The following is a 23,350-nucleotide window of genomic DNA, read 5'->3' as shown; positions in this document are numbered from 1 at the left end:
AGGCTTTTGACATGACTGACGCAGCGACGCTATCACAGCAGACCTTGCATTCCCTGTACCGCGATCATCATGGCTGGCTGGAAAGCTGGCTGCGCAGACGCATGGGCAATGCCTGGGATGCTGCGGACCTGAGTCAGGATACGTTTCTGCGCGTGCTGTCCAGCTCCCAGCAGATCGCCGATATGCAGGAGCCGCGTGCCTATCTGCTGACAGTGGGCAAGCGCCTGCTCAGTAATTTCTACACTCGTCGCAGCCTTGAACAGGCTTATCTGGAAGCGCTGGCGCAGTTGCCTGAAGAAAGCGTGCCGTCGCCGGAGCAGCGCTGGTTGCTGCTGGAAACCCTGCAGGCGCTGGACGAGCTGCTCGATGGCCTGTCGGCAGTGGTGCGCCGGGCGTTTCTCTGGAGTCAGCTCGAGGGGCTGGGCTATCGGGAAATCGCTGAACGCCTGAGTGTTTCCGAACGCACCGTCAAACGCTATATGGCGCAAGCTTACGAGCACTGTCTGTTGGTGGACTGGTGATTCGCCCGGCACCTTCGAACGAAGAACGCGAGGTAGTACGCAAGGCGGCGCAGTGGCTGGCGCTTCTCGAGTCCGGCGGTGCCAGCGAGGAAGATCACGCCATGCTGCAACACTGGCGTGACAGCTCCGCCAGTCATGAGCGCGCCTGGCAAAAGGCCCAGCAGTTGCGTCAACGTTTTTTCGGTCTGCCTGCCAACCTGGCCATGGCGACGCTGGATCGCCCTGACAAGGCCAGGCGCGCGACGCTAAAAAGGGCGCTGGGCGCCGTGGCACTGGTTCCCGCGGTCTGGCTGCTGGGGCGTCAGTTGCCGCTGGAGGTCTGGCGTGCCGACCTGCAAACCGCCGTCGGCGAGCACAAGCGTCTGTCGCTGGCCGATGGCAGCACGTTGCAATTGAATACCGACAGCGCCGTAAACGTCGATATGGGCGCCCGGCGAATCACCCTTGTACGGGGCGAAATAGCCCTGAAGGTGCCTGGCAGCGCGCCGCTGACCATCCACGGTCCTTACGGGCGCATCGTGGTTGGTCGGAGCGAAGTCTGTGTGCGTCTCAATGACAGCGACTGCCGGGTTTCGGTCGTCAGCGGCACGGTGCAGCTTTATCCCCTGCGCGGGCCTGTAGTGGCCTTGAATGCGCAGCAGCAGGTCAGTTTGAAGCAGAGTGGAGTCGGTCCTGTCAGCGCCTTCGACGCCTTGCTGCCTGGCTGGCGCGACGATGTACTGACCGCGCAGAACCAGTCGCTGGGTGATTTCCTGCGCGAGCTGGGTCGCTACCGTCCGGGCCTGCTGCGCTGGGAGCCGGCGCTGGAAAACCTTCGGGTGACCGGCAGTTTCAGGCTCGACAATACCGACCGCGTGCTGTCCTTGCTGGCGGCCAGTCTGCCGGTGGACGTGCAGATGCGCACCCGTTACTGGGTGACCCTGGTGCCTCGAAAAAATATTTCGACAAAAAATAGTGCGTAGCGCTGTCCCTTTTTTTGGTCTCGCTGGTCATTCCAGATAAGTGCACAAAAAATACGAGAGCTTCCCTCTATGTCCGCAGTGTCTTCCTACCGTTTGCGTCCGCTTTTGCAGTTCAGCCTGTTGCTGACGTTGAGTTCCAGTCCGTTGTTCATCTCGACCAGTTGGGCCGACACATCGGGCAGACGGGCCTATGAAGTGCCGGCCGGCAGTCTGAGCGCCGCGCTTACCCGTTTTGCCGGGCAGGCCGGGGTCAATCTGTCGGTAGACCCTGCACTGGTGAATGGCCGGAACAGTTCGGGGTTGTCCGGCGAGTTCGCGGTCGAGGAAGGGTTTGCGCGTCTGCTGCAAGGTTCCGGCCTGCAACTGATGCCCGTCGGGGAGCAGGCTTACACGCTGATCCCGGCACCTCAAAGCGCCAGTGCAGGTTTGCAACTCGCCCCCACGTCGATCGTTGGCGACAGCGGTGTCACGGACGGTCAGGATTACGCGGGCGGTCAGGTGGCACGCAAAGGCTCGCAAGGCATGTTGGGTTCGCGGGACTTCATGGAAACGCCATTCAGCATGACCACCTACACCAAGGACGCGGTGAAAAACCAGCAGGCCCGAACCCTTGGCGATCTGATCGCCAGTGACCCGTCGGTGCGCGCCACCAACCCCGCAGGCGGGCGCTACGAGCAGTTCACCATTCGCGGCTTCAGCCTGTTCAACAGCGACGTTTCCTACAACGGCCTGTACGGCATCCTGCCCACTTACACGATCGACATGGAAATGGCCGAACGGGTGGACATCCTCAAGGGGCCGAGCCAGTTGATCAACGGCATTTCGCCGCGAGGCAGTGTCGGCGGGGGCATCAACGTGGTCCCCAAACGCGCGACGGATAAACCGATCACCGAGCTCACCACCAGCTATGCCTCCAAGGGGCAGGTGGGTGCTGCAGTCGATGTAGCCCGTCGGTTTGGCGAAGACGACAAGTTCGGGATCCGTTTCAACGGCGTGAAGCAGTCCGGCGACACAGAATGGGATCACCAGAGCGTCGATCGTGACATGGCCGTTTTGGGCCTGGATTTCCGCGGCGATCGCCTGCGTCTGTCGACGGACATCGGGCACACCGAACGCGACACTGATGCTCCGCAGGAGCGCGTGCAGGTCGGTGCCAACGCTAAGGTGCCCAACGCCAACGATGTGCGCGACAACTATGCGCAGTCCTGGAGCAAGGCGCGTACCAAGGATACCTTCGGCGCAGTGAATGCCGAATATGACCTCAGCGACTCGGTCATGCTGTATGGCGGTGTCGGCGTGCGCAAAAGTAACCATGACTTCCTGCGCCATGCGGTATCGGTCACCAACGACGCAGGTGACTTCAGCGTTCAGCCGCGCGATTTCACCCGTGACGAAAATGTGCGCACCGCCACTGCCGGCGCTCGTAGCTGGTTCAACACCGGGCCGGTCAGCCACGAGGTCAACCTGGCTGCCAGCTATTTCTACATGGACTTTGAAAACGGTGGTGCGCGCTACGCAGCAGCGCCGAGCAACCTCTACAACCCGGTCGACACGCCGACACCCTCGAACCCGACGCGCGCCGACTCCAAGGTTTACACCGAGAACCGCTTCAGCGGTGTGGCGCTGACTGACACGCTAGGATTTTTCGAGGACCGTCTGCTGCTGACGCTCGGCGCCCGCTGGCAGCGTGTCAAGGTTGATGACTGGACCGATGACGTGAAGGGCGACACCGCCTACGACGAGGAGAAGGTCTCACCGTCAGGCGGCATTCTGTACAAGGTGACCGACGACTTTTCGGTGTACGCCAACTACATGGAAGGCCTGAGCCAGGGCAAGATCGCTCCGTCGACCTCGGTGAACGAAGACCAGATCTTCCCGCCGTTCGTCAGTCGTCAGGTCGAGGTCGGCGCCAAGTATGACCTGGGGTCATTTGCCTTCACCGCCAGCGTATTCCGTATCAAGCAACCGGCCTACGAGACCAATACCGCCTCGCGTGTATTCGGCCCGAACGGCAAGCGCCGTAACGACGGTGTCGAGCTGACCATGTTCGGTGAGCCGATGAAGGGTTTCCGTCTGCTGGGCGGGGTGATGTACATCGACAGCGAACTGACCAATACCGTCAACGGCACATTCGACGGCAACCGCGCACCGGCCACCCCCAAGTACAACGTCAATCTGGGCGCCGAATGGGACGTCCCGGGCGTCAACGGCCTGACCCTGACCGGACGGGGCATCTACACCGGTTCGCAGTATCTGGATCAGGCCAATAGCAAAAGCATCGATTCATCGGAGCGTTTCGACGTAGGCGCGCGGTATGCCTTTAAGGTCGATCAGAAGGACATCACGCTGCGGGCCAATGTCGAGAACGTGATGAACAAGTACTACTGGAGTTCGGCCGGCGCGTCGGACGACAGCGAGCCGGGGCTGACTCTGTCGACACCGCGTACCTATCTGTTGTCGGCCACCATCGGTTTCTGAGTCGATACGTGACGCCCAGGGAAGGGGGTCACGTATATAGCGAACGACCGGCAGTCCTCATCGAGGGATAACCTGTGTGCAGTATTAAATAATCAACCTCAACACGGCGACACAGCAGTTTGTTATTTAGATAGGCTGTTTTGTCATAACGCCAAAATAACAAATGGCCACGCTCAATAGTGGCACATTGAGTTATACCGATTAATCCTGTCGGTATAACTGCGTGCCTTATTCATTATCAGGCGCGCAAAAAAGTTTATTTAAATTTCATCTTGTTTTTCGCAACAATGGGTTGCACTTTTAGGTAAATGATAATAATTTGCATCCGGAAATCCAGCGAGGACTTACAGATGTTGAATAATGGCTTATTGCACTCTACTACGTCGCAGAAAACCAATGCCAACTATCTGGACAGGCAGAGCAAGTTTGAATCGAATGTAAGGAGTTACCCCCGCAAGTTGCCATTGGCGATCGCCAAGGCACATGGCGTGTGGGTCACGGATGTCGAGGGCACCACGTACCTGGATTGTCTGGCCGGAGCCGGAACATTGGCACTGGGTCACAATCACGAAGCCATCATGGCCAGTCTCGACAGCTTTCTGACCTCGGGCATGCCCATGCACACCCTTGATCTGACCACTGCGGTCAAGGACGCTTTCAGCGAAACGCTGCTGAGTCTGCTGCCAGGACAGGGGCGCGATTACTGCCTGCAATTTTGCGGTCCTTCCGGGGCCGACGCGGTCGAAGCCGCGATCAAACTGGCCAAGACCGCCACCGGTCGCCATAACATCATCAGCTTTTCCGGCGCCTACCACGGCATGACCCACGGAGCCCTGGCGCTGACCGGCAACACTGCGCCAAAAAACGCCGTCGCTAATCTGATGCCCGGAGTGCAGTTCCTGCCGTATCCCCATGAATACCGTTGCCCGCTGGGCATTGGCGGCGAGGCCGGGACCGAAGCGCTGAGTTACTACTTCACCCAGTTCATCGAGGACGTGGAAAGCGGTGTGTCGCTGCCGGCGGCGGTAATTCTGGAAGCGGTGCAGGGCGAGGGCGGTGTCAATCCGGCACCTGCAGCATGGCTGCGCCAGATTCGCGAAGTCACGCGCAAGCACGGCATTCTGCTGATTCTGGATGAAGTGCAGGCCGGCTTTGGCCGTACCGGCAAGATGTTTGCCTTCGAACATGCGGGGATCGAACCTGACGTCATCGTCATGTCCAAGGCGGTCGGCGGCGGTCTGCCGTTGGCCGTGCTGGGTTTCAAGCGCGAGTTCGACGCCTGGTCTCCGGGTAACCATGCCGGCACCTTTCGCGGCAATCAGATGGCCATGGCCACCGGCCTGGCGACCCTTGAAGTGCTGCAACGACAGAACCTTGCCGGCCAAGCCGCAAAACGTGGCGACTGGCTCAAGGAACAGCTCGGCCTGTTGCAGCAACGCTATCCGGCGATTGGCAATGTGCGGGGCCGCGGCCTGATGCTGGGCATCGAGATTGTCGATGAACGCAAAGCGGCGGACCGCCTCGGCAGCCTGCCGATGGACCCGGATCTGGCGGTTGCCATTCAGCAGCATTGTTTCAAACAGGGATTGTTACTTGAACGCGGTGGTCGCAATGGCAACGTCATTCGCTTATTGCCGCCATTGATCATTACTGAAGAGCAATGCCAGTTGGTCATCCAGCGTTTTGAGCAGGCCCTGAAGGCTGCGCTGTCCCAGCTACGTAAATGAAAGTTATGTAATAAGCAGGGCATCAACAGCACCGCATCGTGACACTGATATCACGATTGAAACAACACCGCACACAACGTTTGGCTGGGCGAACTTATCGCACCTCGACAGCTCGACTGTTGTGCCGCAAGCGATAAATCAACGTTTGTTGCGACGTCATTTAAACGGTCAGCGTAAAGGCGACTGTGGAGCAGACATGACTAATACCGATCGCACCGTCTTATCAAACATGGTGAGCGAGTTGGCAACCACTCGCGCGTTACTCAATTGCCTGATCAAGGAATTCGCACTGCCGGAAGAGTGCCTGCATTACACCTGGCCTGAAGGCATGCAAGGCATAGCGCCTGGCAGTTTCGTGGATGGCGGGCAATGGAAGGGCATTCCGCTCACCATCAGCCTGCCCAATCAGCAACAGTTCTTCGTCCTGGTGGACCGCCGCGACCACCTGGGCAGCCATCGCTACCTTTCCGATGTCTACGCACGTCAGGGGCAGGGCACCTGGCGCTGCCTGGCGTTTGCCGAATTCGCCCGGCAACTGCTGACCGCCTGTGAGCACATGACCCGTGCCAGCAATGACGAACTGCTGGACCAGGTCCTGCAAAGCCAGCACCTGACTGCCGCCATCGTTGCCCACAACATGACCGGCCAGCACCCGGCGCCGCTCAGCGGCTATCTGGCCAGTGAGCAGGGTTTGTGGTTCGGCCACCCCAATCACCCGGCGCCCAAGGCGCGCCTGTGGCCTGAGCATCTGGCGCAGGAGACCTACGCCCCGGAGTTTCAGGCGCAGACCGCGCTGCACCTGTTCGAAGTGCCGCTGGAAGGGCTGCGAATCACCTCCAATGGCTTGAGCGAAGCCGAGGTGATGTCAGGCTTCGCTGATCAATCGCGGGCCCGACCCGGGCACGCGCTGATCTGCATGCATCCGGTACAGGCGCAATTGTTCATGCAGGACCGTCGCGTGCAACGTCTGCTTGAGTTGGGGGACATCTCCGATCTGGGTGCCAGTGGCTTGCTGGCCAGCCCGACGGCGTCGATGCGCACCTGGTACATCGAGGGTCACGACTACTTCATCAAGGGCTCGCTGAATGTACGCATCACCAACTGCGTGAGGAAAAACGCGTGGTATGAACTGGAAAGCACGTTGATCATCGACGAGCTGTTTCAGCGCCTGCAGCAGACCCGCCCGGAAACCCTCGGCGGGCTGTCCACAGTCGCTGAACCCGGCTCGATGAGCTGGGCTCCCAAAGGCGTGAGCGAGGCGGATGGTCACTGGTTTCGCGAGCAGACCGGCGCCATTCTGCGGGAAAACTTCTGCCGCCGCTCCGGCGAAGATTGCAGCGTGATGGCGGGCACACTGTTCGCCCGTGATCTGCGCTCACGCCCATTGGTGCACGACTTCCTCCAGCGTTTCAATGGCGCAGAGCTCGAGGACCAGCACCTGCTGGACTGGTTCGATGAGTATCAGGCCTTGCTGCTGAGCCCGGTCATGGCGTTGTTCTTCAATCATGGCATCGTGATGGAGCCGCATTTGCAGAATGCGGTGCTGATTCACGACAACGGACGCCCGCAACAACTGCTGTTGCGCGACTTTGAAGGCGTCAAGCTCACCGAAGAGCTGGGCATCAAGGCGATTCAGGTGGGGCTGCACCCGAGAATTCGCCAGTCGTTGCTCTACAGCCGCGAACAGGGCTGGAACCGCATTACCTATTGCCTGCTGATCAACAACCTGTCCGAGGCGGTACTGGCCTTGAGCTGGGAGCGCCCGCACCTGGCACCACTGATGTGGCAGCGCGTCGAGCGGCAATTGCAGCGTATCCGCGACGAACTGGTGCTGCCTGCGCCCGAGCTGGACGCGCTGATCGCAGGCCAGTCGATTGCCTGCAAGACCAACCTCAAGGTCCGGCTCGCCGCCAAGGCCGATCGCGAAGCCAACTATGTGCGTCTTGCGTCGCCGTGGGCCACGGAGGCACGTTATGCATAAGGTGCCGGAGACCGTACTGGCGGCCATCAAGGAGGCTCGGGCGCTGGAAACCGACCCGCTGGCGGCCTTCTTCTACGATCTGGACGCGTTGCAGCAGCATGTCAGTGAAGTCATGGCGGCGCTGCCCGCAGGTGTCGAGCTGTATTACGCGATCAAGGCCAACAGCGAAGCGCTGATGCTGGAAACCCTGGCCCCTCTGGTCAGTGGCTTTGAAATTTCCTCTGGGGGCGAGATCGAGCGGGTGATGGCCTGTCCGACACGCAAGCCCTACGTGTTCTCGGGCCCAGGCAAACTCGATTCCGATCTGCGCTCGGCGTTGCTCAACAAGGTTGAAGCCATTCACCTGGAGAGCCTCAACGAAATCGCGCGTCTGCAACAGCTGGCAGAACAGGCGGGGCGCGTGCAGCCGGTGTTCCTGCGCATCAATCCGCAACTGCCCGCTGCACAGTCGAGCCGGCTGGCGATGGCCGGGACCGCGACACCGTTCGGCATTGACGAAGCCGACCTGGCCGAGGCGGTCAGACGCGTGGACAACGCCAGCCACCTGACGCTCAAGGGCTTTCACGTACATGCCATGTCGCATCAGATGTCGGTTGAACGTCATGAGCAGTTGCTCGATTTCTACCTGCAGCGCTGGCAGGAATGGAAGGCTTTAGCCCGCGACCCGAGCCAGCTCACCCATTTCAACGTCGGCGGCGGTATTGGCGTCGATTACCTCAACAGCCAGCAGTTCGACTGGCAGCGGCTGTGCCGTTATCTGGAAAAACGCCTGGGCGAGCAGCACGACGCGCCGATCCTGCGCTTTGAGCCGGGACGCTTCATCAGCGCCTATTGCGGCTATTACGCCATCGAGGTGCTGGACAGCAAAACCAGCCACGGCGAGCATTTTCTGGTCTGCCGAGGCGGAACTCACCAGTTTCGCCTGCCGGTTGCGCAAAGCCATGACCATCCGGTTATCCATCTGCCGAGTACGCCGCAGTCAGCTGCCTCGTCAGAACAGGCTTATACCATTGTCGGCCAGCTGTGCACGCCCAAGGACGTATTGAGCCGCCGCCAGCCACTCAAGGGCGTGAGCATTGGTGACCTGCTGGTTCTGCCGCTGGCGGGAGCGTATGGCTACAACATTTCCCATGCCGACTTTCTCTGTCATCCACGACCGTCACAGCACTTCGTGCGCAACGGCGAACGGGTTCGCCAATGAGTTTCAACGTCCCACGTAGCTGGGTAGTGGTCAACGTGCTGCTCGGTACGCTGACGGTCAGTCTGAGCAACAGTTCGCTCAACCCGGCGCTGCCTGCCTTCATGGAGGCGTTCAGGATCGGGCCGCTGCTGGCCACCTGGATCGTCGCCGGATTCATGACCAGCATGGGCATGACCATGCCGCTGACCAGCTTCCTCAGTCAGCGCATCGGACGCAAACGCCTGTACCTGTGGGGTGTGGCGCTGTTCATTGGCGGCTCGCTGCTGGGCGCGCTGGCCGACTCCATCGCGCTGGTGATCACCGCTCGGGTGGTGCAGGGCATTGCCAGCGGGCTGATGATCCCCTTGTCGCTGGCGATCATCTTTTCGGTGTATGAAAAGCACGAGCGGGGCAGGGTGACCGGGCTCTGGAGCGCAGCAGTGATGCTCGCACCGGCGCTCGGTCCGCTGTGCGGCAGCCTGATGCTGGAGTGGTTCAGCTGGCGCTCGCTGTTCCTGATGAATGTGCCCATCGGCCTGCTGGCGCTGTTGCTGGGCGTCGGCGTGCTGCCGGACGCCGAGCCCGCCGAGCGCAAGCCGTTCGATTTGATCGGCTACCTGCTGGTGGCGTCGGGCATCGGCTTGCTGATGATCGCCATCAGCCGCATGCACCATGCTCAGGCGCTGCTCGATCCAGTCAATCAGGCCATGGTGCTGGTCGCATTGGCCTGTCTGGTGGCATTCGTCCGGGTCGAGCTGAGTCGCCAGGCTCCGCTGCTGAATCTGCGTCTGTTCAACCTGCGCGGTTATCGTCTGAGCGTGATCATCGCCGTGGTGCAATCGGTCGGCATGTTCGAGTGCCTGGTGTTGCTGCCGCTGCTGGTGCAGAACGTGCTGGGCTACAACCCGATCTGGACCGGCCTGGCGCTGCTGTGTACCGCCAGCTTCGCGAGCCTGTTCGGGCAGTGGGGCGGCAAGGCACTGGATCGCCATGGCCCGCGCACCGTCGTCGCCATCGGCCTGCTGCTGACCGGCGTTTCGACCCTGGCGCTGGGCATGCTCAAGGCCGACGCCGCGATCGGCGTGGTGTTCGTCCTGATGATGATTCGTGGCGCCGGCCTCGGGCTCTCCTATATGCCGGTGACCACGGCGGGGCTCAATGCCTTGCCAGAGCCGATGGTCACTCAGGGCGCCGCGATGAACAACATTTCCCGGCGTCTGGTCGCGTCGCTGGCCATCGTCATCGCCTCGCTGTGGCTGGAGTTCCGCCTCAACACCGCGGGCCCGGCCGCCACGCCCTCGGCCATCAGCGAAGTATTCATCGCCACCGGCGTGCTGATCCTGCTGGCACTGCCCTGTGCCTGGCGTTTTCCCCTTAACGACGAGCGCGCCGAGGCCCAGCCCGACGCGGTCGAACCCCGATAATTTTTCGTTCGAGGTATGAACATGGCTACCCCTTTACCGCTGCAACGTAACGCTTCTTCGACAACGACAACAGCTGGTACTGGTGCCTGGCTGGCCGACGTCAGCGCCGAGCGCTATCAGCAAGTGCAACGCCGCGTGATTGGCCAGTTGCTGCAGACCTTGCTGTACGAGGCGGCGCTGCCTTACCGCTGTGAGCCGCTGGATGATCATCGGCATCGTTTTGCCGTGGCCGTGAGTGGCGGTGTGGAATACCGCTGCGAGGGCCTGCTGAGCACCAGCTTTGAGCTGATCCGCCTCGATCACGCCACGCTTGAGCGGGTGGACAGTGCCGGCGAACGCAGCGTGCCGGATCTGCATCTGGCGTTGACCGAGCTGCTCAGCCCGTTCAAGGACAGCCCGCACCTGACGCGCTTCATCCAGGAAATCGAGCAGACCCAGCTCAAGGACCTGCAGGCCCGCACCCAGGGCTATCAGCCTGCAAGACCAGCGCATCAGCTCGATGTCGATGCGCTGGAGCAGCATTTCATGGATGCCCACAGCTACCACCCGTGTTACAAGTCGCGAATCGGCTTTTCCCTGGCCGATAACCGCCACTACGGGCCGGAATTTGCCACGCCTTTCGCGGTGGTCTGGCTGGCCGTGGCGAAATCGAGCGCCTCGGTCGGCCATTCGCGGAGCATGGATTTTCAGGCGTTCATCCGTCAGGAGCTGGGCACACAACGCTGGCAGGAAATAGCTCGAGAACTGGCCGCGCGGGGCAAGTCCATCGACGACTATCAACTGATGCCGGTGCATCCGTGGCAGTGGGACAACGTCACGGTGTCGACCTTCTACCCGGAACTGGCCAGCGGCGAGCTGATTTATCTGGGCACCTCGACCGATAGCTACAAGGCTCAGCAGTCGATTCGCACACTGGCCAACGCCAGTCAGCCCCAGCGGCCATACGTCAAGCTGGCGATGAGCATGACCAACACCTCCAGCACGCGGATTCTGGCGCGTCACACGGTGTTGAACGGCCCGATCATCACCGATTGGCTGCACCAGCTGATCGCAACCGACAGCACCGCTCAAGCGCTGAATTTCGTGATTCTCGGTGAGGTAGCGGGGGTGAGTTTCGATTACCGCCATCTGCCAGAATCGCGTTCGGCGCAGACCTACGGCACGCTGGGCGCCATCTGGCGGGAAAGCCTGCATCAGTACCTCCGGGACGACGAGCAGGCGGTGCCGTTCAACGGCTTGAGCCATGTGGAAAACCGTTACGGTGATGGCCAGCAGACGCCGTTCATCGACGCGTGGGTCAACCAGTACGGGCTCAAGGAATGGACCCGGCAACTGCTGCAGGTCACGGTGCCGCCGATCATTCACATGCTCTATGCCGAAGGCATCGGCATGGAGTCCCACGGCCAGAACATCGTGCTGATCGTCAAGCAGGGCTGGCCGCAGCGCATCGCCCTCAAGGACTTCCATGACGGCGTGCGTTATTCACCGGCGCATCTCGGGCGTCCCGAACTGTGCCCGGAGCTGGTGCCGCTGCCCGCCAGCCATGCAAAGCTCAACCGCAACTCGTTCATCATCACCGACGACGTCAACGCGGTGCGCGACTTCTCCTGTGACTGTTTCTTCTTCATCTGTCTGGCCGAAATGGCGATTTTCCTGCGTCAGCAATACCAGCTGGATGAGGCACTGTTCTGGCAGATGACCGCCGACGTCATTCTCGACTATCAGCGTGCTCACCCGCAGCATCGCGACCGTTTCGGGCTGTTTGACGTGTTTGCGCCATCTTACGAAGTGGAAGAACTGACCAAGCGCCGCTTGCTGGGTGATGGCGAGCGTCGCTTCCGCTCGGTACCTAACCCACTGCACACCTACAGGCCGCAATGATGCTGAGGACCAATACGCTCAAAAGCAGGATTGCCGACGGACAGCCGGCACACGGGGTGATCAGTTCGATCCCGGCCCCGGCCGCCATCGAGCTGATCGCCGAGGCCGGGTTCGACTTCGTGATCATCGACATGGAACACGTGCTGATCAACCCGGAAACCGTGGAAAACATGATCCGCGTGGCAGAGAGCTACGACCTCACACCACTGGTGCGGGTCGCCGATCTCAACCCGAAAACCCTGCTGCGCCTGCTCGATGGCGGCGCGCAGGGCATCGTCTTGCCGATGATCGAGAGCCCCGAGCAACTGGCGGACGCGATTGCCGCCTGCAAGTACCACCCGCTGGGTCGCCGCAGCCTCAATGCCGGCCGTCCCGGCTCGTTCGGCAAGCACAGCCTGGCGCAGTATGTGGAGGCCGCCAATCAACAGATCATGGTGGTGGCGATGATCGAAAGCGCCGAAGGCGTGCGGCGTGCCGCCGAGATCGCCAGCGTGCCGGGTCTGGACATGATTCTTGAAGGCGCGGCAGACCTGTCGCAGTCACTGGGCATGCCCTGGCAGATCGATCAGCCGGATGTACAAAACGCGTTGCTTGCGACCTGGCAAGCCGCCCACGCGGCGGGCGTCGCCTATTGCGCGATCCCCCGTCAACCCGGAGACGCTGCCCGCTGGCAGGCTCGCGGGGTCAACACCTTTGTCCTCGGGGATGAGCGCGGCATTGCCTTTCGCGCGCTTCAGGCCCGCCTGGCTCAACATTCAGCAGAAGGAAAATAACCCATGAACTTCACTTCACTCGCCGCTGACCTGGTCATGCAGGATCTGGTCGATTGCCTGCTGGCTGAAGATTTCTTTGGCCGCGAGCCACTGCGCCTGCAGGACAGCAGCCAATGGCAACTGCGCCATCCACAGGCTCCGCAATTGTTAGAGCAGGGCAGCGTGCAGCAAATCTGGGAGTGGTGCTGCGATGATTCGGAGCAACGCTTCATCAGCATCGCGTTGCGCGCCGGTATCACCCAGCAATGGGAAAAAGTGCCCGGCACGCCGGTATTGGGCCGCCAGGACGAGCGCTGGACGCAGTTGTCACCGGAAGACTTCATGAAGTGGGTGTTCGCCGGCAAGGCGACGCTGCTTCAGGACAGCGAGCGCCAGGACCACGAAAAGGGTATCGCGCTGTTTCTGGAAGTGTTGCGCATCAGTGTCTGGCAGACCGCGCTGTCGCTGGATCACAAGGTCGACGAGCAGAACCTGATGGCTCAGGACGGCGCTACCTTCTTCCGAACCATGGAGCAGTGGGCGTCGCTGCGTGATCGCCCGTATCACCCGCTGGCCAAGGCCAAACAAGGCTTGAACGAACAGGAATACTTACAGTACCAGGCCGAGTTCGCCCGGCCGGTAGCGCTGAACTGGGTGGCTGTCGACAAGACCTTGCTGCAATGCGGCGACGGCGTGGAGGATTTGAATGCATCCTTTCCGGCCCGCTATCTGCTGCCCGAGAACCTGCAAGCGCAGCTTGACCAGGAGATGCAGGCGCGCGGCATTGCCGGCAGCCACGTTGCGCTGCCGGTTCACCCGTGGCAGTTCGAGCATGTCTTGCAGGTCCAGCTGGGCGACGCGTTCGCCAAGGGCGATTGCCAGCGGCTTGATTTCAATCAGGCGCAGGTCCATGCCACTTCGTCGCTGCGTTCGATGACACCGTGCTTCAACAGCGCAGACTACCTGAAGCTGCCCATGGCGATTTATTCGCTCGGCGCTTCGCGCTATCTGCCAGCGGTCAAAATGATCAACGGCGGGCTAAGCGAGAAACTGCTGCGTCAGGTGGTCGACAAGGATGAAACTCTGAGCCGTTCGCTACACCTGTGCGACGAACGCAAATGGTGGGCATTCATGCCGCCACAAGCCACGCTGTTCGACGAAGGGCCTCGGCATCTTTCGGCGATGGTGCGCGGCTATCCGGCCGCCTTGCTCGATGATCCGGAGTGCCGCCTGCTGCCCATGGCGGCACTGGGTACACCGCTACCGGGGAGCAATCGGCATTTCTTCGATGAGTGGATGGACTACCGCGACCTGCCGCGCAATCAGGCTTCGGTACTGACACTGTTTCGCGAACTGAGCCACAGTTTTTTCGATATCAACCTGCGCATGTTCCGCCTGGGCATGCTCGGCGAAGTGCATGGCCAGAACGCGGTCATGGTCTGGAAAGCCGGACAGGCGCAAGGGCTGCTGTTGCGTGACCACGACTCGTTGCGTATTTTCGTGCCCTGGCTGGAGCGCAACGGCATGCACGACCCGGAGTATCGAATCAAGAAAGGGCATGCCAATACGCTTTATCATGACCGCCCCGAGGACTTGCTGTTCTGGCTGCAGACGCTGGGTATTCAGGTAAACGTGCGGGCAATCATGGATACTCTGGCGCAAGTGTATGACGTACCGGTCACTGCGCTGTGGACCGTATTGCGCGATGTTCTGGATAATCTGATCACAACCATCGAATTTGACGACGAGGCGCGTGGCATGATCAGGCAACAACTGTTCGAAGCCCCCAACTGGCCGCAGAAACTTCTGCTGACGCCCATGATCGAGCGCGCGGGCGGTCCGGGCAGCATGCCGTTCGGCAAGGGCGAAGTGGTCAACCCGTTCCACAGGTTGCGCCGTGCAACCTGACCGAACCCTGCATCCTTCGCGGCGCACAGTGTTGCGCCTTTCACTGGGGTTACTGGCGCTGCCTGGCATTGCCCGGGCAGCGCCGCTGCGCGTTGTCACCCTGTTTCAGGGGGCGTCCGACACTGCCGTGGCCCTGGGCGTTACGCCTTGCGGCGTGGTGGATTCGTGGAGCGAAAAACCGATGTATCGCTACCTGCGCCCGGCGCTGGCAGCGGTACCGCATGTGGGTCTGGAAACCCAGCCGAGCCTGGAAGATATCGTGCTGCTCAAGCCGGACCTGATCGTCGCTTCACGCTTTCGTCATCAACGCATCGCGCCGTTGCTGGAGCAGATCGGCATGGTGCTGATGCTCGAAGAGGTGTTCGAGTTCAAGCGCACCCTGGCAATGATGGGCGTGGCCCTGCAACGTCAACAACTGGCCATGGACCTGCTCGGGCAATGGCAACAGCGTGTGGCAGCGGTGCGCGGCCAGTTGCAGGCGAAGTTCGCCGGACGCTGGCCGATCACTGTGTCGGTGCTCGACATTCGCGAAGACCATATCCGTAGCTATCTGCCGGCCAGCTTTGCCGGCTCGGTGCTCAGTGAGCTGGGCTTTGCCTGGACGCCCGCGGCCCGCGAAGCCAGCGGCGTTTCCCTTAAACTCAGCAGTAAAGAGAGTTTGCCTGTGGTCGATGCCGACCTGTTCTTCGTCTTTCAGCGTGCGGACAGCAATGCCGCGCAGCACACCTACGACAAACTGGTACAGAACCCGTTCTGGCAACAGTTGCGCGCAGCACGGGATGGCCAGGTATGGCGCGTCGACGCCGTCGCCTGGAGCCTGTCCGGCGGCATTCTGGGCGCCAACCGCATGCTCGATGAGGTCGCTCGCGTGGCCCTGGCGGATAGCGCCTCATGACGGCTGCGGCAAAACTGGGCCTGGGGCTGTTGATACTGGTAGCGTGCATGGGATTGAGTCTGGCCACCGGGGCCACCTGGATATCGCCCGCTGACATCGTGCGGAGTGTCTGGCAGCCCGATGCGCTGAGCGCTATCGAGCACGTGCTGCTCGACACACGGCTGACACGTACCCTGATGGCCGTCGCAGTAGGCTCGAGTCTGGCGGTTGCCGGGGCACTGATGCAGGCGCTGACGCGCAATCCGCTGGCGTCGCCTGGCCTGTTCGGCATCAATGCCGGCGCGACGTTTGCCATCATCGCCTGTTCGTCGCTGCTTTCACTGTCGTCCATGAGCCAGTGGCTGTGGTGCGCGTTCATCGGCGCTGCGGTGGCGGGCACGATTGTCTGGGTCATCGGCAACCGGGGGCAGGGCAGCCTCAATCCATTGCGCATCGTATTGGCCGGCGCAGCGATCACCGCCTTGTTCACCGCGTTCAGCCAGGCCTTGCTGGTGGTCAATCAGGACGGTCTGGACACTGTGCTGTTCTGGCTGGCCGGTTCCCTGTCGGAGCGCGAACTGAGCACCGCTGCGCCGTTGCTGGTCTGCGTGGTCATGGGGCTTGCCGGCGCGCTGGTGCTGGCGGGGCAGGTCAACGTGCTCAACACCGGGGAAGCCATCGCGACGGCGCTGGGCCAGCGTACGGGGCTGATTCGGCTGATGATGAGCGTGGTAATCATTGCCCTGGCAGGCAGCGCCGTGGCGCTGGCGGGCAGTATCGGCTTCATAGGTCTGCTGGTGCCACATATGGTGCGCAAGACGCTGTCCATCGACCATCGCTGGCTGCTGCCTGGCTGCGCAGTGCTGGGCGCGACGCTGTTGTTGCTGGCCGACACGCTGGCGCGAGTCGTGATTGTCCCTCAGGAAGTCCCGGTGGGTGTGATGACGGCTCTGTTTGGTGCGCCGTTCTTCATTGCACTGGTTCGGCGGGGCGCGCGCTATGGATAAGCATTTCACCGTGCGCTACCGGAGCTTTTCCCGGCAGTTCAGCCTGACCGCATTGACGCGCTTGCTTTCGGGCCTGGCGCTGACGCTGCTGGTCATACTGAGCTCGTTGGCCGTGGGCAAGATCAATCTGTCGCCCGCGACCCTGCTGAGTGTTTTTACCGGTCAGGCAGATGCCAGCCTGGTCTTCATCGTCGAACAGCTGCGCATGCCCCGGCTGGCCCTGGCCGCCCTGGTCGGCGCGGCCCTGGCGGTGTCCGGACTGATCCTGCAAAGCATCATTCGCAACCCGCTGGCCTCACCTGATCTGTTAGGCATCACCAGCGGTGCCAGCGCCGCCGCCGTGTTGTACCTGTCATTCTTCTCGGCTGCACTGGGCGCGCAGTTTCTGCCCCTGGCGGCGATCTCCGGCGCAGGCCTCGCGGCACTGGTCATTTATCTGCTGGCCTGGAATCAGGGCGCTTCACCCTTGCGCATGGTGTTGATCGGGGTAGGGGTGTCGGCTCTGCTGGCTGCGGTGACCACGTTCATTCTGGTGTTCAGCCCGTTGACCACCACCTTGTCGGCTTATGTCTGGCTGACCGGGAGCGTGTATGGTGCCAGTTGGCCAGAGCCCCGCGCGCTGGCCGGCTGGCTGCTTATGACATTGCCGCTGCTGGCACTGCTCGCCCGTCAGGTGCGCATGCAGCAACTGGATGACGCGCTGGCCCAGGGCATCGGCGTGCGCGTGCAATGGCTGCGCGCCGGTTTGCTGCTGGTGAGCGTCGCGCTGGCCGGGCTGGCGGTCGCGTGGGGCGGGGCGATTGCCTTTGTCGGGCTGATCGCGCCTCATATCGCCAAACGCCTGATGCCGCCGGGGTTCGTGGGGCAAGCGCTGATGGCGGCGTTGATCGGTGCCAATCTGGTGATGCTTGCCGATCTGGCCGGACGCACGCTGTTCCTGCCGCTGGATCTGCCCGCAGGGATTTTTGTCGCGGTGCTGGGCACACCGTTTTTTCTGTACCTATTGATCAACCAGCGGCATTAAGGAATTACGGATGGCGTCAATCGCAACCCACGACCTGACCCTGAGTTACCAGCGGCAGGTGATCATCGACAGCCTTGATCTGCAGTTACCCGCAGGCCAGGTGACCGTGCTGATCGGCAGTAACGGTTGCGGCAAAAGCACCTTGCTCAAATCCCTGGCGCGCCTGCTCAAACCCCAGCAGGGCACCGTCGTGCTCAACGGTGCCGACATCCATCAGAAGTCCACTGCGACCGTCGCGCGTGAACTGGCGATTCTGCCGCAGATGCCCAGCGCACCGGAAGGCATCAGCGTGCGGCAACTGGTGGCGCTGGGGCGTTATCCCTATCAGAACTGGATGCAGCAATGGTCCGCCGAGGATGAAGCCATGGTCGCACGGGCTCTGGCGCAGACCGGCATGCAGGAACTGGCTGACAGACCCGTCGATGCCCTGTCAGGTGGTCAGCGTCAGCGGGCATGGATCGCCATGACCCTGGCGCAGGATACCGACATTGTATTGCTGGACGAGCCGACGACCTTTCTCGATCTGGCTCATCAGATCGAAGTGCTGGACCTGTTGCGCGACCTGAATCGGCGAGAGGGCAAGACCATCGTGATGGTCCTGCATGACCTGAATCTGGCCTGCCGTTACGCCGATCATATGGTCGCTGTCCACGAACGCAGCGCCTTCGCCCAGGGGCGTCCGGCGGATATCCTCAGCGAGGCGCTGGTCAAGCAGGTCTTCGGCCTCAACTGCCGGATCATCGCCGATCCATTCTTTGGTACGCCGTTGTGCATTCCCTTTGGCCGGGAACTGCCGCAATGAGTCTGGCGCAGGCGTTCAGCGAATCCGAATGGGCGTTGCTGTCCGGGGCGCTGCGACTCAGGCCGGCAGGTGAACACGATCCGCGCTCACTGCCGGCCCGCGCGCTGCTGGACGACGCAGTCTGCGAGCAACTGCTTGGCGAGCTGGGGCCGGTGATCGGTTCTCCGACCCAGGCAATCACCGCATCGTTGCTGGCCAAGCGCTTTTCCTTCCTGAGCACCGGTGCCTGCCTGTACGCGATGTCGGTCTACGACAAGGGCCTGGCCCTGTCGCTGGACAACAGCGTGGTCGAATACGCGCACGATGACGGCCTTTGGACCTCTTCAATGCCTTTGCTCGATACAACGCCTGTGGGTTATGAACCGGGCGCTCGTGAGGCGTGGCGTGATGCTGTCGTTGCCACGCTGTTTCGTGACCTGCTTCAGCCGCTGTGGGAAACCTTCAACCGTGTCACTGGCATTTCCCGACGCATTCTGTGGGAAAACACCGCAGTACGCGTGTATTCGCTGTACGACAAGCGCATGGACAAGGTTGAAGACCCGGCGATCCGGCAGCGCTGTGAAGCCGATTTCGACTGGCTGCTGCACCAGGCCGATCCCACGCTGTTCGGCCTGACCTACAACCCGCTGAAACACTTCCGCCGTCCGACGGTTGTGCTGGAAGCCGAAGGCAAAAGCATCCGTTTTCGGCGCACCTGCTGCTTCTATTACGACGCCAGCAACCCCGTCGAGTATTGCTCAACCTGTCCGTTACTGAGACCCAAGAAATGTCGATGAACAAGCAGATTGCACACCGCCAGCAACAACTCAGCGACGCCGTCATAGAGCAATACCGTGAGATTGCCGCGTCAACCATTGGCCATCTGACCGACGTGGGTTACCTGCGCGGGATCAGACCGCTGTTCGAGGGGGCCAGACTGGTCGGCAACGTTGTCACGGTCAAACTGCAGCTGCCCGACGGTAGCATTCTGCGCGATGCACTGCTGAACAGCCTGCCCGGCGATGTACTGGTGATTGAATGTGTCGGCGACGAGCATTGCGCCTGCTGGGGCGAACTGCGCACTCTGGCCGGGCTTATCAAGGGGCTTGGCGGCGTCGTCGTCTCGGGCGCGGTCACCGACGTTGCCGCCTTGCGCGAACATCGCCTGCCCGTGTTCAGCCGTGGCATCAGCGCAATGACGACGCGCAGTCTCGGGGAAAGCGGCGAGCTCAATGGATTGATCAATATAGGCGGCGTGGAGGTGAAGCCGGGAGATATCGCCGTCGGGGATGATGACGGGGTATTTATTCTGAGTCCGCAACAGGCGAACGAACTGTTGCCCGAATTGCTTGGCAAGGAGAGTGCGGACCGAAAAAGAAGGGAAGAGTTTCTCGGCAGACTGAATGGGGAGAACACGGTCAGCAGAACTCAACAGTGATAATGAAACCTGAAACAGCGCGTTTGATGTGATTCATGAATATAACCACTGTCGACTGATCAATAGTTATAACTTTTGGATCCTATAGTCACAATCAGACAACAGGCAGGCTATTTTCGTATTAAGTTCGATTGCACCGCTCAAGATTGCGGTTCCATGACCGATGCAGATTGCAAACCCAAACTGTCCCGGATAGCCGCAATGTTCAATTCGCATTTGAAAAATACCAACAAGGCATTGGAGCGCCGCCTTGCCATGCTTGAGCAAGCAGGGCAAATCCTCAATCTGGAGACAGTCGCCGTCGTGCTGGATGGCACGGGCAAAATACAGACCGTCAACGCGTTGTTCGAGACGGAGATGAGCTACGCACAGGCAGAGCTCGTCGGGCGCAGCCTGTCTGAACTGAGCCCGCCGGAACTGAGCGGTGACGTTCACCAGAAGCGCGCATTGACCGCGATTCGCGACGGCAAGCATTTCAGCGGCACGTTGCGCCTGGTCAGCAAGACCGGATCGAGGGTGTGGCTGAGAACCATCGTCGTACCCTATAAAAATGAAACCGGCGGCGTCGAGCAGATCACTCTGTACTCGAGTGTTCTGACGCGAACCATTGAAGCCTCGCGCGAGAACGAGGCCCTGGTCAATGCGCTGCAACGTTCCACCGCTGTTATCGACTTCACCCTCGATGGCACTGTCATCAGCGCCAACGACAACTTTCTGAGGGCGATGGGTTACGAGCTGAATCAGATAAAAGGCAAGCATCACAAGATGTTCTGTGTGCCTGAAGAGTCCGCCTCTGACGCGTATACCCAATTCTGGGAAAGGCTGCGCCGGGGTGAGTTTATCGTCGATCGTTTCCGTCGAATTGACAAAGGCGGTCGTGATGTATGGCTGGAGGCGTCTTACAACCCGATTACCGACGCCAACGGCAAACTCTATAAAATTGCCAAGTTCGCGACTGTGATCACTGAACAGGTCGAGCGCGAGAAAGCCGTCGCCGAAGCATCGGAAATGGCTTATCAAACCTCTATCGATACTGACAGCAGCGCACAGCAAGGCCGCAAAGTTATCAAGGACACGCTGCAGATGCTCGGCCAGCTGACCATTTCAATGGAAGAGGCCACACGAGGCATCGAAGCACTGGACTCGCAAAGTCAGGTGATTGGAACAATCATCAAGACCATCAGCGGCATTGCCGAACAAACCAACCTGCTCGCGCTGAACGCAGCGATTGAAGCCGCCAGGGCCGGCGAACAGGGCAGGGGCTTCGCCGTAGTGGCCGACGAGGTACGCCAACTGGCCTCTCGCACGACAAAAGCGGCGGAAGAGATCGTAAACGTCGTGAAGACCAACCAAAGCCTGGCGTCCGACGCGGTAGGCGTGATTGTGCGCAGCACCGAACAGGCGTCCGAGGCACTGGTATTGGCCAATGACGCAGACCGTGTGATTCAGGAAATCCAGCACGGCGCGAACACGGTAGTGCGGGCAGTCAGCCGGTTTGTGGACCAGCGCTCCAGTTAAGTGCGAGCAGTCGGAGTGACTCAGGGGACGCTAAAAGTGTTCTGCGCTGAGTCACTCACTGCGCAGTCAAACAGGAAGGGAAGTGTACTGATGGTCGCAGCGCTACCTGCTTATAGACGTTTTAAATGAGTGTGTTTTATTAAATCCATGGGACAGCACTCGCGCAAGGCGAACACTATCGAAATCACCACGCTACAGCCTCAAGACTGATAGCCGGCTACCGATACGCTGCTTATAACCGTTGCACCCGCCGTCATTTCGAGCATTGTAACTATGACTTTCCTGCGCAGCCCACACATGGTTCGTAAGTACCTTTACACCGTATTGTGGTTTTATGTGCTCTCTATTTTCCTGTTGGCAATCGCGTGGGAATTCGAACTTGAATCCCTCGCCATGGCCGCAATGGGCTTGCCCTATGACCAGGACTTCGAAAATGCCGAGCGTTGGCGTTTTGTATTGACCTCGACAGGCTTTGCCGTGTTATCGATGGTTATACCGTTCATTCTTCTGAAACGCCTGATGCAACAACTCCATAGCAGCTACAACGACTTGCTCGAGTCACAGGCGCTCAGCGAATCTCTGGCCCGCCACGATCCATTGTCCGGCTTGCTCAATCGGCGTGTGTTTCACGAGCAACTGGTTGCGCGGTTGCAGCAACCAGCGACACAGACGGCGGTTTTTCTGATCGACCTGGATAAATTCAAGCTGATCAACGATACCCACGGGCATGCGGCAGGAGACGCGGCTATTTGCGCCGTTGCCGAAAGCCTGCGCGACGCCACTGTCGGGTGGCAGGCTTCCGTGGCTCGACTGGGCGGCGACGAGTTCGGTCTGGCGGTCAGTGGTGACTTCAGTCATGCCGAACTGGCGCCGCTCGCTGAAAACATTCTGGCCAAAATCGCAGCATCCAGCGTTGGCCTGCCGCGTGTGGCCCTGAGTGCGACCCTCGGCATTGCCATTGCGCCAATGGACGGCTCAGACCCCGACCTCTTGCTGCAACGTGCGGACAGCGCCATGTACCGCGGTAAAGCCGGTGGCCGAGCCAGGTTTCATTTCTATGAAGTCAGCTTCGAGCGCGAGCAGCGTCTGCAGGAGCAGTTCGCGCGCGAACTCACCCTGGCTATCGAAGAGAAAGATATTCAACCGTTCTATCAGCCTATCGTCAGCCTTCCCGAGCAACGCCTGGCGGGGTTCGAACTGCTGGCGCGATGGCTGCATCCCGAGCGCGGGATCATCCTGCCGCTTGACTTCATACCCGTGGCAGAACAGTTGGGGCTGATCAAGCCACTCACCGCGACCCTTTTGCTTCAAGCCTTCGATCAGGCACGCGATTGGCCAAGCGACTTTACGCTGGCGATCAACGTTACCTCACTGATGATCGAAAGCCCCGACTTTCCTGACTGGCTGGAACAGCTGGCCAATGAAGGAAAATTTCCGCTGAGTCGGCTGGAAGTGGAAGTGACGGAAAACGCACTGGTCGCCAATGTCGACAGTGCCCGCCTGAATCTGGAGCGTCTGCGCGCGATGGGCGTGAGCGTCGCTCTGGACGATTTCGGTACCGGCTATTCAGGTCTTTATCATCTGACCAGGCTGGCCATCGACAAGATCAAGATCGACAGATCGTTCTTCGACACGGCGCTTGAGAACCAGAACGAGATGGTCAAGGCCATCCTCGCTCTGGGTAAAAGCCTGCGCATGAAAATCACCGCCGAGGGCGTTGAGCACGAACGGCTCGCAGACTGGCTGGCCACCCATGAGTGCGACTTTGCCCAAGGCTACCTGTTCGGACGACCGTTGCCGTTGGCCCAGGTGAAAGAGCTACTGGCAATGAGTGGTTCCGAAGGGCCGGTGAGGGCATTGGCGGTTCCTGGAAAATAAGGGGCATGAGCTTCAA

The 23,350-nt window shown here is 60.5% G+C and carries 18 protein-coding genes and 1 pseudogene; all 19 read left to right on the top strand.

The window, feature by feature from the left end; all coding sequences use genetic code 11:
- Positions 1–11: 11 nt before the first annotated feature.
- The 19 genes and pseudogenes from KBY08_RS09255 (at position 12) to KBY08_RS09170 (ending at position 23,334) form a co-directional block, all read left to right on the top strand.
- Positions 12–521 (top strand): sigma-70 family RNA polymerase sigma factor, encoded by a 510-nt coding sequence (locus tag KBY08_RS09255; RefSeq protein WP_003406891.1) that lies wholly within the window; start codon positions 12–14, stop codon positions 519–521.
- On the top strand, positions 518–1,483 hold the full coding sequence (locus KBY08_RS09250; protein ID WP_011267791.1) for a FecR domain-containing protein: 966 nt from the start codon (positions 518–520) through the stop codon (positions 1,481–1,483). Before KBY08_RS09255 ends, KBY08_RS09250 begins: the two co-directional genes overlap by 4 nt.
- A 69-nt stretch (positions 1,484–1,552) precedes the next feature.
- The gene (locus KBY08_RS09245) at positions 1,553–3,961 is read left to right on the top strand and encodes a TonB-dependent receptor (RefSeq protein ID WP_111522174.1); all 2,409 of its coding nucleotides are present in this window, start codon (positions 1,553–1,555) and stop codon (positions 3,959–3,961) included.
- A 350-nt stretch (positions 3,962–4,311) separates the two neighbouring features.
- Entirely contained in the window at positions 4,312–5,688 is a 1,377-nt protein-coding gene (locus tag KBY08_RS09240; protein WP_104684181.1) for a diaminobutyrate--2-oxoglutarate transaminase, read from the top strand.
- Between the two features lie 196 nt (positions 5,689–5,884).
- Complete coding sequence (locus KBY08_RS09235) at positions 5,885–7,669, top strand: IucA/IucC family protein (protein WP_011267794.1); 1,785 nt, start codon at positions 5,885–5,887, stop codon at positions 7,667–7,669.
- The gene (locus KBY08_RS09230; RefSeq protein WP_104653155.1) at positions 7,662–8,870 is read left to right on the top strand and encodes a type III PLP-dependent enzyme; all 1,209 of its coding nucleotides are present in this window, start codon (positions 7,662–7,664) and stop codon (positions 8,868–8,870) included. The genes KBY08_RS09235 and KBY08_RS09230 overlap by 8 nt, the downstream gene beginning before the upstream one ends.
- Entirely contained in the window at positions 8,867–10,273 is a 1,407-nt protein-coding gene (locus KBY08_RS09225) for a DHA2 family efflux MFS transporter permease subunit (protein WP_011267796.1), read from the top strand. Before KBY08_RS09230 ends, KBY08_RS09225 begins: the two co-directional genes overlap by 4 nt.
- 21 nt (positions 10,274–10,294) lie before the next feature.
- The gene (locus tag KBY08_RS09220; RefSeq protein ID WP_024660577.1) at positions 10,295–12,154 is read left to right on the top strand and encodes an IucA/IucC family protein; all 1,860 of its coding nucleotides are present in this window, start codon (positions 10,295–10,297) and stop codon (positions 12,152–12,154) included.
- Positions 12,154–12,927 (top strand): HpcH/HpaI aldolase family protein, encoded by a 774-nt coding sequence (locus KBY08_RS09215; protein ID WP_024651021.1) that lies wholly within the window; start codon positions 12,154–12,156, stop codon positions 12,925–12,927. The genes KBY08_RS09220 and KBY08_RS09215 overlap by 1 nt, the downstream gene beginning before the upstream one ends.
- A gap of 3 nt (positions 12,928–12,930) precedes the next feature.
- On the top strand, positions 12,931–14,814 hold the full coding sequence (locus KBY08_RS09210; RefSeq protein ID WP_111522172.1) for an IucA/IucC family protein: 1,884 nt from the start codon (positions 12,931–12,933) through the stop codon (positions 14,812–14,814).
- Positions 14,804–15,709, top strand: coding sequence for an ABC transporter substrate-binding protein (locus tag KBY08_RS09205; protein WP_024641227.1), 906 nt, complete (start codon positions 14,804–14,806; stop codon positions 15,707–15,709). Before KBY08_RS09210 ends, KBY08_RS09205 begins: the two co-directional genes overlap by 11 nt.
- The gene (locus KBY08_RS09200; RefSeq protein WP_024641226.1) at positions 15,706–16,695 is read left to right on the top strand and encodes a FecCD family ABC transporter permease; all 990 of its coding nucleotides are present in this window, start codon (positions 15,706–15,708) and stop codon (positions 16,693–16,695) included. Before KBY08_RS09205 ends, KBY08_RS09200 begins: the two co-directional genes overlap by 4 nt.
- Positions 16,688–17,719, top strand: a complete 1,032-nt coding sequence (locus KBY08_RS09195) for a FecCD family ABC transporter permease (RefSeq protein ID WP_103378042.1) — start codon at positions 16,688–16,690, stop codon at positions 17,717–17,719. Before KBY08_RS09200 ends, KBY08_RS09195 begins: the two co-directional genes overlap by 8 nt.
- Positions 17,720–17,729: 10 nt before the next feature.
- Positions 17,730–18,521, top strand: coding sequence for an ABC transporter ATP-binding protein (locus KBY08_RS09190; protein WP_024641224.1), 792 nt, complete (start codon positions 17,730–17,732; stop codon positions 18,519–18,521).
- Entirely contained in the window at positions 18,518–19,297 is a 780-nt protein-coding gene (locus KBY08_RS09185; RefSeq protein ID WP_054092174.1) for an IucA/IucC family C-terminal-domain containing protein, read from the top strand. Before KBY08_RS09190 ends, KBY08_RS09185 begins: the two co-directional genes overlap by 4 nt.
- Positions 19,288–19,938 carry an RraA family protein gene (locus KBY08_RS09180; RefSeq protein ID WP_162496667.1) on the top strand — a complete coding sequence of 217 codons (651 nt, stop codon included), beginning with the start codon at positions 19,288–19,290 and terminating at the stop codon, positions 19,936–19,938. The genes KBY08_RS09185 and KBY08_RS09180 overlap by 10 nt, the downstream gene beginning before the upstream one ends.
- A 156-nt stretch (positions 19,939–20,094) precedes the next feature.
- A pseudogene (locus tag KBY08_RS26745) lies at positions 20,095–20,916 on the top strand (PAS domain-containing protein); the annotation flags it as partial.
- Between the two features lie 30 nt (positions 20,917–20,946).
- Positions 20,947–21,456: a methyl-accepting chemotaxis protein gene (locus KBY08_RS26740; RefSeq protein WP_226489189.1), complete on the top strand. Its 510-nt coding sequence runs from the start codon at positions 20,947–20,949 to the stop codon at positions 21,454–21,456.
- 273 nt (positions 21,457–21,729) lie between these two features.
- Positions 21,730–23,334, top strand: a complete 1,605-nt coding sequence (locus KBY08_RS09170) for a putative bifunctional diguanylate cyclase/phosphodiesterase (protein WP_011267806.1) — start codon at positions 21,730–21,732, stop codon at positions 23,332–23,334.
- Positions 23,335–23,350: the final 16 nt, after the last annotated feature.

Origin of the sequence: Pseudomonas sp. P135, assembly GCF_020312125.1 — a bacterium.
GTDB classification, from domain to species: Bacteria; Pseudomonadota; Gammaproteobacteria; order Pseudomonadales; family Pseudomonadaceae; genus Aquipseudomonas; species Aquipseudomonas fragariae.
This window is presented reverse-complemented; position numbering and strand designations above follow the sequence as displayed.